The sequence below is a fragment of the Algirhabdus cladophorae genome, assembly GCF_044772865.1.
In the GTDB taxonomy this organism is placed as follows: domain Bacteria; phylum Pseudomonadota; class Alphaproteobacteria; order Rhodobacterales; family Rhodobacteraceae; genus Algirhabdus; species Algirhabdus cladophorae.
Genome location: NZ_CP173029.1, coordinates 2,452,093 through 2,465,133, shown reverse-complemented (window position 1 = coordinate 2,465,133; position 13,041 = coordinate 2,452,093). Strand labels below are relative to the sequence as shown.

10 protein-coding genes and 1 riboswitch are annotated in these 13,041 nt (G+C 55.6%); of the genes, 7 read left to right on the top strand and 3 right to left on the bottom strand.

Annotated features, from left to right (window positions below):
• Positions 1–11: 11 nt before the first annotated feature.
• Together ACIRQ6_RS11765 and ACIRQ6_RS11760 are read right to left on the bottom strand one after the other, a co-directional pair.
• On the bottom strand, positions 12–713 hold the full coding sequence (locus ACIRQ6_RS11765) for a glutathione S-transferase N-terminal domain-containing protein (RefSeq protein ID WP_420860781.1): 702 nt from the start codon (positions 711–713) through the stop codon (positions 12–14).
• A 36-nt stretch (positions 714–749) separates the two neighbouring features.
• On the bottom strand, positions 750–1,688 hold the full coding sequence (locus ACIRQ6_RS11760; protein WP_420860780.1) for an alpha/beta hydrolase: 939 nt from the start codon (positions 1,686–1,688) through the stop codon (positions 750–752).
• 129 nt (positions 1,689–1,817) lie between these two features.
• Positions 1,818–1,897: riboswitch (SAM riboswitch) on the top strand.
• 62 nt (positions 1,898–1,959) lie between these two features.
• On the opposite strand from ACIRQ6_RS11760, the gene metZ reads away from it, so the two are divergent.
• From metZ to ACIRQ6_RS11740, 4 genes are all read left to right on the top strand, one after another.
• Positions 1,960–3,132, top strand: coding sequence for an O-succinylhomoserine sulfhydrylase (gene metZ / locus ACIRQ6_RS11755; protein WP_420860779.1), 1,173 nt, complete (start codon positions 1,960–1,962; stop codon positions 3,130–3,132).
• A 91-nt stretch (positions 3,133–3,223) separates the two neighbouring features.
• Positions 3,224–4,327, top strand: a complete 1,104-nt coding sequence (gene folE2, locus ACIRQ6_RS11750) for a GTP cyclohydrolase FolE2 (protein WP_420860778.1) — start codon at positions 3,224–3,226, stop codon at positions 4,325–4,327.
• A gap of 50 nt (positions 4,328–4,377) precedes the next feature.
• Positions 4,378–5,823, top strand: coding sequence for a TrkH family potassium uptake protein (locus ACIRQ6_RS11745; protein WP_420860777.1), 1,446 nt, complete (start codon positions 4,378–4,380; stop codon positions 5,821–5,823).
• A complete protein-coding gene (locus tag ACIRQ6_RS11740; protein ID WP_420860776.1) occupies positions 5,823–7,418 on the top strand; it encodes a 5-guanidino-2-oxopentanoate decarboxylase in 1,596 nt (531 codons plus the stop codon). Before ACIRQ6_RS11745 ends, ACIRQ6_RS11740 begins: the two co-directional genes overlap by 1 nt.
• Positions 7,419–7,420: 2 nt before the next feature.
• Here the strand turns inward: ACIRQ6_RS11740 and ACIRQ6_RS11735 are convergent, their stop codons facing one another.
• A complete protein-coding gene (locus ACIRQ6_RS11735; protein ID WP_420860775.1) occupies positions 7,421–9,178 on the bottom strand; it encodes a trypsin-like peptidase domain-containing protein in 1,758 nt (585 codons plus the stop codon).
• 268 nt (positions 9,179–9,446) lie between these two features.
• On the opposite strand from ACIRQ6_RS11735, the gene ACIRQ6_RS11730 reads away from it, so the two are divergent.
• The 3 genes from ACIRQ6_RS11730 to glyS are packed head-to-tail and all read left to right on the top strand — an operon-like array spanning position 9,447 to position 12,954.
• Positions 9,447–10,370: a glycine--tRNA ligase subunit alpha gene (locus tag ACIRQ6_RS11730; protein WP_420860774.1), complete on the top strand. Its 924-nt coding sequence runs from the start codon at positions 9,447–9,449 to the stop codon at positions 10,368–10,370.
• Entirely contained in the window at positions 10,370–10,897 is a 528-nt protein-coding gene (locus ACIRQ6_RS11725; RefSeq protein WP_420860773.1) for a DUF6446 family protein, read from the top strand. Before ACIRQ6_RS11730 ends, ACIRQ6_RS11725 begins: the two co-directional genes overlap by 1 nt.
• Positions 10,897–12,954, top strand: coding sequence for a glycine--tRNA ligase subunit beta (glyS, locus tag ACIRQ6_RS11720; protein WP_420860772.1), 2,058 nt, complete (start codon positions 10,897–10,899; stop codon positions 12,952–12,954). The genes ACIRQ6_RS11725 and glyS overlap by 1 nt, the downstream gene beginning before the upstream one ends.
• Positions 12,955–13,041: the final 87 nt, after the last annotated feature.

The following is a 13,041-nucleotide window of genomic DNA, read 5'->3' as shown; positions in this document are numbered from 1 at the left end:
GAATTTTTTGCCTATTTTTTGAACAGCTGGTTCTGGGCCTGACTGTCTTTGCGAAAATCAGCCCGCAACTCGGCATAAAGGGCGCGTCCTGCGATTACGCCCGGACGCGCGCCTATCAGGTCCAACCAACGGGCCATATTGGGTTTGTCCTCTAGGGTTTGCTGCTGGCCTTCCCAAAGGCTGGCCCACCCCCAAATCGACATGTCCGCGATAGAACAGAAGTCACCTGCCACATATTCCGATTTGGCCAGCTGTCGGTCTAAAACGCCATAAAGACGCGCAGTTTCCGCGCGGTAGCGGTCTTTGGCATAGGGCAGATCGTTGGGAGGATCCAGGGCTGGGGCATATTTCAAAAAGTGATGGGCCTGACCGGCCATAGGCCCCAAGCCGCCCATTTGCCACATCAACCACTGATCCACAGTAATTTGGTCGCGTGCAGTTTGGCCGTAAAACTGACCCGTCTTGCGCGCCAGATATTGCAAAATAGCACCGCTTTCAAAGATCGAAACCGGCGTGCCCTCGGGGCCATCAGGATCGACAATCGCGGGCATCCGGTTGTTCGGTGCTATCGCCAGAAACGCTGGATCAAATTGATCGCCTTTACCGATATTCACCAAATGTGTCGTGTAGGGCAGCGCCATTTCTTCTAGGGCGATGGAAATTTTCCAGCCATTGGGGGTTGGCCAAAAATAAAGGTCAATCGGGTCTTGCATTACGCTGTCCTAATCAATGCGTCAGGCGGGCAGATTTCAGGATTTTAGCGCAAAGGGCAAGAGCATACGTCGCAGGTCAGGGTTGATCAATCGTGACCACCGGGGCGTTGCAGGCTGGCCCAAATGCCGGCGTAAGTAGGGCAAAGGCGTTTCGCGCGGTTTGCAGAGCATCGCCTTATACAAATCGAAAATTCCGTCGCGGGTGTAGCAGGACCAGTGACAGACCGTTGCGGGCGCGGGGCCCAATGGATGGCCGATCTGCATGAGGGCCCGTGACACTTGGGGGTGATCAATCTCTATATCCAGCCAATTGTTTTGAGCATGGCCCAACCCATCGCCAAGCGCTTTGGCCTGCACATCGCGTGGATGCAGCATCCATTCCAACGCGGCATCATAAAGGTCATTTTGGCGGCTGATGATGTTGATCACCTCGGTACTGCGCCCCGCTGGTGTTTTCAGGGCAGTTTGCGCGTGCTGTTGCATAACCGCAGGTGACATAAGAACCATACGGGCCACTGTGTCTGCGGACAGGCCTTCAAGGCTTTCCAGTGCAACGCGTGCGCCCAGCGAATGGGCCAGAATTGCAATGGGCCGGTGGGCAAAGCGTGCGCGCAACAGCCGCAAGGTGGTCCGCAAGGCAATGGCGGCACTTTGGGCTTGGGCGTTGGCCCGCCAAATGGTGCCGCGCGCATTCCAGCCGAAGCCTATGCATAGGTTGCCATTTGTGGCCTCGGCCTCAATACCCAACCCACCGACCCAACTGACATTGGCGCGGGCGAGCCGACTGTTTGGCGTCAAGGAATACAGCGTGGAATGGGGTGAATTATGCGGGGCCGTGGGTGCGTATCGAAACCCATGCAGCAAAACAATGATAGTGCTGGAACCGCTTGGTAAGGCCGCAAAGGCCGTGGCCACATCTGTCCCATCGGCCATTTTGGGCTGGGTGCCAACCGCGTCTAAATGCAAGAGTGTCATGGGACGGTCTCCCTTGGATGGTAGTCCTCTTTTGTCCCTGAGCGCGGGTTTAAATGGCCTATGTAAGAGTTTTATTAAGGCACAGTGCGCTCCAAGGCCTCTTGACCCTGTGATGCGCCAACGTTATCCCACTCGTACCGTGGCGATTTGTTTCACCGGATTGCGGGCCACGTTAAATATGCTGCTAAAGAGGTCAGGGCGATTGCCCCCGGCGTCTATTGTGCGGTGGGGGTTTTTTTGTGGCTAATGGCCGGAAAGAAGGAAGATCGCGATGAAGAAACGCACCAAGGCTGTCCATTCTGGCACCCGTCGCAGTCAATACGGCGAGGTCAGCGAGGCTATTTTTCTCACTCAAGGTTTTGTCTACGAGACTGCCGAGGCCGCAGAGGCACGGTTTTTGCAGTCTGGCGACGACGAGTTCATTTATGCCCGCTACGGCAACCCAACCGTTCGGATGTTTGAAGAACGGGCCGCCGCTTTGGAAGGCACCGAAGACGGTTTTGCCACCGCAAGCGGCATGGCGGCGGTCAACGGTGCACTGACATCGATGCTAAAGGCCGGCGACCATGTTGTGTCGTCAAAGGCCTTGTTTGGGTCTTGCCTGTATATTCTCGAGGATATTTTGCCACGATATGGCGTCGATGTGACCTTTGTCGATGGCGATGATTTGGCTGCTTGGCAAGCGGCCCTGCGGCCCGACACCAAGGCGGTGTTCTTTGAATCTCTTTCAAACCCGACCTTGGACGTTGTTGATATCAAAGCCGTTTCGGATCTGGCCCATGCTGTGGGTGCCACGGTTATTGTCGACAACGTCTTTTCAACGCCTGTGTTTTCCAAAGCAGCCGAACTGGGCGCTGATGTGATCGTCTATTCTGCAACCAAACATATGGACGGGCAGGGCCGCGCTTTGGGGGGCATAATTCTGGGCACCCGCGAGTTTATTCGCAAAACGGTTGAGCCTTATCTCAAACACACTGGTGGCGCGATGAGTCCGTTTACCGCTTGGATCATGCTCAAGGGGTTAGAAACCATGGAATTGCGGGTAAATGCGCAGGCCGATACGGCGCTGCATTTTGCCCAAGGACTGCAGGGGCACGTCGGGCTGGCCAATGTTATCTTCCCACATTTGCAGGACCATCCGGCTTATGAATTGTCCAAGGCCCAGATGGACAAAGGTGGGACTGTTGTAGCGCTAGACGTCAAGGGTGGGCAAGCGGCCGCCTTTAAGGTCATGAATAAACTGCAGATTTTCACGATCTCCAACAATTTGGGCGATGCCAAATCCATTGTCACCCATCCCGCGACCACCACGCATCAACGCCTTAGCGAGGACCAGCGCGCGTCGCTTGGGATCACGCCGGGCCTGTTGCGCATAAGTATTGGACTGGAAGATGCTGATGATTTGCTGGAAGATTTCCAACAGGCGTTGAACTGCCTTGATTAGGATCTGCCTGTGCCGATTTTGCAGGTAAAACTGGAAATCCTAGGGGCTTATGCCTATCTTAGGGGGTGCGCAGGCTCTAAGGGGGGCGCTTATGAACATCCATTCGTCTGAACTGGACCAAGATCCAAGTCGCGAAGAGGCAGAGGCCGCTTTGGCGACCCTTCGGCGCTGGGCTGATGTCTCATCGGACAGTGAAATCGCGGAACTGGATCCTTTGGTGTCCAAACTGATCCCACGCGAGGAATTGCTGAACTATCCCGCCCTTGCCCGCGCCTATCCCGAGGATTTCGCCGTAGACGATGCCTACAAGGCGACGTTGCCGGATTTGCAAAACGGGCCATCGTCCTTGATCAAAGGGGCGCAGCAACAAATCCAGCATGTTGGTATTTCTAACTTCCGCCTGCCGATCCGGTTTCGGGCCCGCGATGGGGGCGACATTCAGTTGGAGACTTCGGTCACCGGCACCGTGTCGCTAGAGGCAGAAAAGAAGGGCATCAACATGTCGCGGATCATGCGCACTTTCTACAAATATGCGGATCGCACCTTTAGCACAGGCGTCATCGAAAGCGCGCTTGAGGACTATAAGGCCGATTTGGAAAGCTTCGACGCCCGTATACAAATGCGATTTTCCTACCCTATGCGGGTCAAATCCCTGCGGTCTGGCCTTGAAGGCTTTCAATATTACGATGTAGCGCTCGAATTGGTGGAAAAAGATGGCGTGCGCCAAAAGTTTATCCATTTAGACTATGTCTATTCCTCGACCTGCCCCTGTTCATTAGAACTGAGCGAGCATGCACGCCAGTTTCGTGGCCAGCTTGCAACGCCGCATTCGCAACGCTCTGTGGCGCGCGTATCGGTTGAAATGACGCCTGCGTGTGAACGCCTTTGGTTCGAGGATTTGATCGACATGTGTCGCGCTGCCGTCCCAACCGAGACCCAGGTCATGGTCAAACGCGAGGACGAACAGGCTTTTGCTGAATTGAACGCGGCCAATCCAATTTTTGTCGAAGACGCCGCGCGGCTTTTTTGTGAAAAACTACAGCAAGATCCGCGGATCGGCGATTTTCGCGTGATCGCGAGCCATCAAGAAAGCCTGCACAGCCATGACGCAGTGAGTGTGTTAACCGAAGGCCCAACATTTGCAGCCCACAGCCTTGATCCCAAGCTGTTCAACACACTGTTCCATGTAGGCTAGGCCCATTGGCCTGCTTGACAGTCTGACTGGCTTGGACCAACCCTAGCCCCATGTTTGATCTACGCCCTGTTGGATATGTGATCGGCCTTTTGGTGGCGGTGCTGGGCGTGACTATGTTGGCGCCAGCGATTGTTGATTGGTACGACGCCAACGGCAACGCCTATGCCTTTCTGGAAAGCGCTATTTTGACCTTTGTCACTGGTGGTTTGGCGGCCATTGCCTGCTCAAACGGGGTGGGGAAAGGGCTGACAATCCAGCAGACTTTCTTACTGACCACGGGTGTTTGGCTGGCGCTGCCGCTGTTTGGATCCATGCCATTTGTCATCGGTGCCACCGACGCTCGGTTTGTCGACGCATTTTTCGAGGCGATGTCTGGTCTAACGACTACGGGATCCACTGTGTTTTCCGGTTTGGAAGAGTTACCGCGCGGATTGATTTTGTGGCGCGCGATCCTTCAGTGGTTGGGCGGCATCGGGATTATTGTTGTGGCCATGGTGTTCCTGCCCGAGCTTCGCGTCGGTGGGATGCAGATTTTCCGATCTGAAGGCTTTGATACCTTTGGCAAAATCCTGCCCCGCGCCACAGAAATATCCAGTCGAATATCGGTCATCTACTTTGCAGTCACTGCTGCTGCCGGCCTGTCATATCGTGCTTCTGGTATGGGGCTTTTCGACAGTGCCGTTCATGCAATGACCACTGTCGCCACAGGCGGGTTTTCGTCCTATGATCAGTCCTTTAGCGCCCTACCACCTGCTGCGGAATATGTGGCTGTAATCTTTATGATCCTCGCAGCATTACCGTTTGTGCGCTACGTCCAGCTTATCTCAGGCAGTCCTTGGGCCCCGTTTCAAGACAGTCAAATTCGGGGGTTCCTGACGACCTTGGCCGTCTTGTTTGTCGTTATGACATTGTATCTTTGGAACCAAGAGCAGGGCGGTGAAGTGGGCCTGCGCAAAGCCCTGTTCAATGTAACCTCGATCCTGACCGGTACCGGATATGCCAGCGCGGACTACATGCAATGGGGCAGTTTTGCCGTTATGTTATTTTTCTTTGTAGGCTTGATCGGCGGCTGTGCGGGCTCGACCTCCTGTTCGATCAAGATCTTCCGCTATCAATTGCTGTTTGCCTCTGTAGGTGCGCAAATCCGCAAAATTCATTCGCCCAACGGGATGTTTGTGCCGCGCTATGATGGCAGGCGCGTGGGTGACGATGTGATCAATTCGGTCATGTCATTCTTGTTGCTCTTTGTTGTAACCCTTGGCGTGATTGCGATTTTGCTGGGCATGACGGGTCTTGATTTTATCACATCTGTGTCCGGCGCGTCAGCTGCATTGGCCAATATCGGACCCGGTTTGGGGTTGGAAATTGGTCCTGCAGGAAACTTTGGCGGGCTGAATGATGCGGCTAAATGGATTTTGGCAGTGGCAATGTTGCTGGGCCGACTAGAGCTGTTGGCGGTCTACGCCATTCTAACCACTCATTTCTGGAGAAGCTGATGTCTGAAACATGCGCGTTGGGGGCCCAAATTTCGCACATGCTGAAGGCGCGTGATGTGGACGTGATCTTTGGTATCCCCGGGGTTCATAACCAAGAAATGTATCGCGGCATAGAAGAGGCGGGTTTGACCCATGTCCTGGCCCGTCACGAGCAGGGCGCGGGATTTATGGCCGATGGCTATGCGCGCGCAACTGGGCGTCCGGGCGTTGCTTACGTGATCACGGGGCCGGGGCTGTGCAACATCATGACCCCCATGGGGCAGGCCACATCTGACAGTGTCCCGATCTTGGTTCTGTCGAGTTGCCTCAACCGCGCTGATTTGGGCATGGGGCGGGGCCGTTTGCACGAGATGTCCGATCAAGAGGGGGCTGCAGCCACGGTTTGTGACTGGTCACGCACCGCAATGAACGCCCAGAGTGCTTATCAATTGATTGACCGGGCCTTGATGGAATTCCAGACCAAGCGTGCCGGGGCAAAACATATCCAAGTACCGATTGAAGTGTTGCAAGCCGCAGCACCTGCGGCCCCTCAGGCGGCCCCTGAGGGCGATCTGCCCACGACATCCGAGGCATATGTCCGGCAGTTCTGCGATCTTTTGGCAGGGGCCACGCGACCGTTGTTTATATTTGGTGGCGGGTCTGCTGCTGCGGCCGATCCGGCCCGTGCCCTGCTCAAGGCCACAGGCGCTGCATCCTTTGTAAGCTACGCTGGGCGCGGTGTGGTGGATCCGCAGGATCCGCTGGCTTTTGATGCCACATTGGCGCGACCTCAAAGCGCTGAAATCATTGCCTCGGCTGACTTGGTTGTCGTTATCGGCAGCCATCTGTCCGAGGTTGATCTGTGGCGCGATAAACTTGGCCATACGGCGCCCATGATCCGCGTGGATATTGATCCGGCGGTTCTAAGCGATCAGCAAGGCGCGCCGGTATTGTCGATTTTGGCCGATGCGCAAGACACCTTGAACCGTGTTGTGCAATCCTATGACGCGCCCGCCAGCACTGGCTGGTCGCAGGCCGAGGTTGCGGCGGCCCGACAAAGGTGGCGCGGTGAAACCGATGCAGAACGCCCGGGCATTGTTCCACTATGCGAGGCCTTGGCCGCAGTCCTGCCCGAGGATGTCATGGTGTTTTCGGATATGACGCAATTTGCTTATGTCGCCAAAGAAGTGATGCCGCAAAACACACCCGGATCTTGGCATCATCCTAGCGGCTTTGGGACCCTTGGCTACGCTGTTCCAGCGGCAATTGGCGGCAAAGTGGGGCGAGGGGCGGATCCGGTTTTGGCCATTATCGGCGACTACGGTTTCCAATACACAGTGCAGGAACTTGCAACAGCAGTTGAGCTGGGGCTGAGCCTGCCGATCTTGCTGTGGGACAACGGCAAGCTCAAGGAAATCGAGGATAGCATGCGCGGCGCGCAGATTGCCCCAAATGCTGTGGTGGCGCAAAATCCCGATTTCGATCTATTGGCACAGGCCTACGGCATGGGTTACGTTCGCCCAACCACGATCGCTGAATTCCAAGAGGCCATAGTTGCAGGTTTTGCCGCAGGCGGGCCTACCATGATCCATATGACGCCTGCAGTGACGGACTAGGGCTATTCCCAGCAGCTGACCAAGACAGTGATGCCGCGCGCCTGATCCCGCAAATCTTCGGCGGCGATGTTTTGTGCGCGGGCCACTTGCACGGGTGCACTGCCTGCTTGGGTCAATGCTGCGCCAATTTCGCTGGCGTCGACACTGAACTGCACGTCTTGTGGCAATTGGCGGCCAGTGCTGTCGTCGCGGGGCAACAACATCCCCAATACGGCGCCACCACGGTCAAAGACCGGGCCCCCTGCGTCTCCGGGTAAGGCCATCATCGCCAATCGGTCCAGTTTGGTATTGCCCGACAAGTCGCGAATATCGGCAAGTATACCAAAGGTCACGGTCGGCGCACCCAATAGCCCGTCGTAAGAGTACCCCGACACCGCAACATCCGAGGCCAAACGCGGGGTCTCAGACTGAAAATTGGCAAAGCTGGCGGGTGCCAGTTCGGTTGTGGGCGTCAAAACGGCGATTCCGCTTGCTGCGTCCGAGTAGGAAACTGAAGCCTCGTAGGTGTCGTCCAAAGTGATCCGCCCGCAGCTTTGAATGGCAGAGGCCGTGGTAACTACGGTACCGCGTGCATCTGCGAAAAAACCGCTGCGCGACATCAAAGGCTGTCGAATATCTAAACCAGCCAGCAAATCAGGGGCTTGTGCCGAAGGATCACTGAGATCCTCGTCCAAGACGCCTTCTGTGGCGCGGAAACTTGCGCGCATCTCGGCTTTCAGGCGGTCAAACTGCGCTGTGTTTCCTGTGGGCCAGACAAGGATAAAGCCCTTGATCTGGTCGCGGCGGCGCTCGGCGAAGGTGAAAGACGTCAAAGTCTCATTTGAACCGTTGATTTCGAAACTGGAATTGGTCCGGTTGCGAGGCCCGTCCAATGGCACAACTTCGAGAGTTTGCAGAATATCATAAAGGCCCAAAAAGGCATTCTGATCGCCACGCTGGCTGATCAATAGCACCTTGGGGACGGTCGCATCTGCTGTTGAATAATGCACAAAGGGTGGCTCGAACCGGTCAAATTTCACCAATGCAGTGGGCATATTGATCGAAATACCTGCATCAACATCTTCGACAATTTTTAAGCCTAGCCCTTCGAGTACGGCGTTATAATCGGCAAATAGTACCGCCCGTTGACCTGCGGTCAAAACGCCCGTGGCGGGCCAGTCCTGTTCAGCTTGGTAGGCCGCCATGGAGCTGCGTGTGGCTTGGCCATAAAGACCATCAATAGCCCCGCCATAGACGCCGGCCCATTTCAATGCTTCTTGCAGGCGTTTCTTGCCCTCAACGCCCAAAGCGCGTTCGCTGCGGCGGGCCTGTTGCACGGTCTCATCAGGTTCGTAGATCTCGATAACGGGTTGCTCGGGCTCGGCTTGGGCGACGGGCACTTCTTCCGTCACGGTTTCCGGTGCTGGTGGTTGCGGCTGAACTACGGCCGCAGCGCCGCCAATTGGCCAAAACTGTTGCCGGAATGCGGTGCCCAACGCCACAAAGCTGTCCAGCGGCACATCCCCGCCCGCGCGCAACTGACGCAGTCGTTGGCTCGCGGTGTCTGGTTCATAGGGGCCTAGTGCGATGGCGTACCACCCGCCGGGCAAGGCAAACCCGTTAACATCAGGCAAAAAACGGGAATAGTCGCGTACACGTTCCTGGGCTTGGGCCAAGGTGGGTTGGGCTTCAATTTGAACCCAAACGGTTTGTGCAGCAGCGCCAAAGGCAAACAAAACCCAAACAAATGAAGATACTAAAATCGTAGTGGCGCGTTGCATTGCTATCCCTTGGTGATTTGACCCGGCCCAGCGTGTCTTTAAATTTCCGCAAAGATAAGTGCTAAACCTGCCAAAGACCACCATGTTTTGCCACTGGTGCACGCTAAATTTTACATGAATTTTGCCGAGCATCTTTAGGTTGAAATGGACATTTTGCTTGGCTGGCATTAACCGGCGATTTTGAGGCCAAATGCGCACCCGCAATTGACCCCAACTGCCCACCCCGATAGGAGGGAGGCGATTATGCCGTCTCATTGGAATGACCCTCATGGCCCTTGCTGAAAAGCCCCGCAGTTTTCAGGAAATCATCCTTCGTTTGCAGTCCTATTGGGCTGCAAAAGGCTGTGCTGTGATGCAGCCCTATGACATGGAAGTGGGCGCTGGGACGTTTCATCCGGCGACAACGCTACGTTCGCTTGGCTCAAACCCTTGGGCTGCGGCCTATGTGCAACCGTCGCGCCGTCCTACGGATGGCCGCTACGGCGAAAACCCAAACCGTTTGCAGCACTACTATCAATATCAGGTTCTGATCAAACCCAGCCCCCCCGATTTGCAAGAGCTTTATCTGGGTAGCCTTCAGGCCATCGGCATCGACATGGCCTTGCACGATATACGTTTTGTAGAGGACGATTGGGAAAGCCCAACTTTGGGCGCATGGGGTCTTGGTTGGGAGGTTTGGTGCGACGGGATGGAAGTCAGCCAGTTCACTTATTTCCAACAGGTCGGTGGTCACGATTGCAAACCTGTCTCGGGCGAGCTGACTTATGGATTGGAACGACTGGCCATGTATGTGTTGGGCGTCGATCATGTGATGGACATGCCATTCAATGATCCCGACGCGCCTATCGCGCTGAGCTACGGTGATGTCTTCAAACAGACCGAAGAAGAATATGCGCGCTGGAACTTTGACGTGGCCAATACGGACGATCTGTTGCAACACTTCAAAGATGCTGAAGCGGAATGTCAGGCAATTCTTGGCCACGAACATCTGGATCCCAAAACCGGCAAAACCATCATCATGGCCCATCCAGCCTATGACCAATGCATCAAGGCCAGCCATCTGTTCAACTTGCTAGACGCGCGCGGCGTGATCTCCGTCACCGAACGGCAAGCCTATATCGGGCGCGTTCGGGCCTTAGCCAAACAATGCGCCGATGCCTTTGTGCAAACCCGCGCGGGTGGGGCGGCCTGATGGCCCGGATACTTTTAGGGGGTATGCTTGTGTTAGCTTTGATCGCCGGTGCTGCGATGTATTATCTGCAGGTCTATGCCTATTACGATACGGTCTCGGACGTGCCAGAGCAGTCGGTGCAAATGACCACCCTTGTCGGCAATGCCCCCGAGCCGATCCTCTATGAGGCGTTTGAGGCTATCGATGCCGATAGCTCGCCCCTGCGCTACCGCGCCTGTTTTACCACGCCTCAATCGATTTCGATGATGACCGAGACCTACGTCACCTATGAGGTTGCAGAACCCCGCGTCGCTCCGGGCTGGTTCGAGTGTTTTGACGCTGATGCCATCGGTGCGGCCATCGAAACTGGCGAAGCCGTGGTTTTTATGGGCACAGAAAACGTCGAATACGGGATCGACCGTGTGATAGCTGTGTTTGACGATGGTCGCGGCTTTGCGTGGCATCAGATAAACGCCTGCGGTGAAGTCGTGTTCGACGGCCAGCCCGCCCCAGAAGACTGCCCCACACCCCCAGAAGGCCTACGCTGATGTCTGATCTGCTGATTGAACTCTTTTCCGAAGAAATCCCGGCGCGGATGCAATCCAAAGCAGCCGCTGATCTGCAAAAACTGGTCACGGACAGCTTGGTTGACGCAGGTCTGACCTATGCAGGCGCGCGCAGCTTTTCCACACCCCGCCGTCTAACGCTGGCGCTTGCGGATCTGCCGGACCGTTCGCCTGATACCCGAGAGGAACGCAAAGGCCCGCGCACCGATGCCCCTGAAAAGGCGTTGGACGGGTTCTTGCGCGGCGCAGGTCTGACCAAAGACCAGCTTGAGGTGCGCGACGATAAAAAGGGCCAGACCTATTACGCTGTCATCGAAAAACCCGGTCGTCCTGCGGCAGATATCGTGGCTGAGGTTTTGGAAAAAACCATTCGTGTGTTCCCTTGGCCCAAATCCATGCGCTGGGGGACGGGCAGCTTACGTTGGGTGCGGCCCTTGCAGTCGATCCTGTGCATTTTGACCCGTGAAGACGGCGCTGAAGTTGTGCCTTTGGATGTAGACGGCATTGTCTCTGGTGATCAGACCCGTGGCCATCGTTTCATGGCGCCGGATGCGTTCTCCGTCAGTGATTTTGACGACTATGCCACGAAATTGGCACGCGCTCATGTGATGTTGGATGCGACCGAGCGGGCAGATCACATCTGGGCTGATGCCACGAACCAAGCCTTTGCCAATGGGTTAGAGGTGGTCGAAGACAAAGGCCTGCTGGCCGAGGTCGCAGGGCTGGTGGAACATCCCGTGGTGTTGATGGGCTCGATTGACGCGGAGTTTTTGGAACTGCCCGCTGAAGTTTTGCAAACCTCCATGAAAGAGCATCAGAAATTCTTTTCTGTTCGCAATCCCAAGACCGACCGGATTGAACGGTTTATCACCGTAGCCAATGTTAAAACCGCCGATGATGGGGCGACGATTTTGGCGGGTAACCAAAAGGTCCTTTCGGCGCGGTTGGCCGACGCAAAATTCTTTTGGGAAAATGACCTGCGTACGGCCAAATCCGGTATGGAAGCATGGACCAAATCGCTGGAAAACGTCACCTTCCACAACAAATTGGGCACCCAAGCCGAACGGATCACGCGCATCGCGGATCTGGCCGCTGAACTGGCCCCGTCCGTGGGCGCGGACGTTGACAAAGCCCGACAGGCGGCCATGATCGCCAAGGCGGATCTGTCGTCTGAAATGGTCTATGAATTCCCCGAACTTCAGGGCCTAATGGGCCGCTATTACGCGCTGGCTGCGGGCCGTGACGCTGATGTTGCCGCCGCTTGTGAGGAACATTATTCTCCGCTCGGTCCCTCAGACGACGTGCCGACAACGCCTGTTTCGGTTGCTGTGGCCTTGGCCGACAAAATCGATCTACTGACTGGTTTTTGGGCGATTGATGAGAAACCCACAGGTTCCAAAGACCCCTTTGCCCTGCGCCGCTCGGCCCTTGGGGTGATCCGGTTGGTGCTTGAGAATAATCTGCGCCTCAATTTGATTGATTCCTTTGGCAAAGGTTACGAAGGTTCTGACCCCGATGACCTTTTCAAATTCACCCAAGACCGTCTGAAGGTCTATCTGCGCGATCGCGGGATCAGCCATGATGTGATAGATGCTTGCCTAGAGATGGACGGCAACGATGATCTGACCTTACTTGTGAAACGAGCCACGGCCCTGTCGGAAACTCTGAAAACTGAGGACGGTAAAAACCTGATCCAAGGCTACAAACGCGCCAACAATATCCTCACTCAAGCAGAAGCCAAGGACGGCGTCGAATACTCCTTTGGGGCCGACATCAAGTTCGCCGAGCAAGGCGCGGAAGTGGCCTTGTTCAAAGCGCTGGATTTGGCAGATGAGACGATCAAACCTGCATTGGCCGCCGAGGATTTCACCACAGCCATGTCAGCAATGGCATCCTTGCGCGCACCAATTGACGCGTTTTTTGAGGCCGTTCAAGTTAACGCTGATACCGAGATCGTGCGCCGCAACCGTTTGAACCTGTTGCACCGGATCCGGGCCACATGTGCGTCGGTCGCCAACCTCAGCAAAATCGACGGCTGACGCTGCGTTGCAGCATTAATCGCTGCCAGATCTTAACGTTTTCCTTGTTACGAATCGTTTACAGTCTATGCTGCAGGCAACGAGAGG

Bases quoted from the DNA above. Each gene is read 5' to 3' on its own strand.
- ACIRQ6_RS11735 (WP_420860775.1), bottom strand. From the start codon at position 9,178: ATGCAACGCGCCACTACGATTTTAGTATCTTCATTTGTTTGGGTTTTG.
- glyS (WP_420860772.1), top strand. From the start codon at position 10,897: ATGTCTGATCTGCTGATTGAACTCTTTTCCGAAGAAATCCCGGCGCGG.
- ACIRQ6_RS11730 (WP_420860774.1), top strand. From the start codon at position 9,447: ATGGCCCTTGCTGAAAAGCCCCGCAGTTTTCAGGAAATCATCCTTCGT.
- ACIRQ6_RS11760 (WP_420860780.1), bottom strand. From the start codon at position 1,688: ATGACACTCTTGCATTTAGACGCGGTTGGCACCCAGCCCAAAATGGCC.
- ACIRQ6_RS11740 (WP_420860776.1), top strand. From the start codon at position 5,823: ATGTCTGAAACATGCGCGTTGGGGGCCCAAATTTCGCACATGCTGAAG.
- ACIRQ6_RS11745 (WP_420860777.1), top strand. From the start codon at position 4,378: ATGTTTGATCTACGCCCTGTTGGATATGTGATCGGCCTTTTGGTGGCG.
- ACIRQ6_RS11725 (WP_420860773.1), top strand. From the start codon at position 10,370: ATGGCCCGGATACTTTTAGGGGGTATGCTTGTGTTAGCTTTGATCGCC.
- folE2 (WP_420860778.1), top strand. From the start codon at position 3,224: ATGAACATCCATTCGTCTGAACTGGACCAAGATCCAAGTCGCGAAGAG.
- metZ (WP_420860779.1), top strand. From the start codon at position 1,960: ATGAAGAAACGCACCAAGGCTGTCCATTCTGGCACCCGTCGCAGTCAA.
- ACIRQ6_RS11765 (WP_420860781.1), bottom strand. From the start codon at position 713: ATGCAAGACCCGATTGACCTTTATTTTTGGCCAACCCCCAATGGCTGG.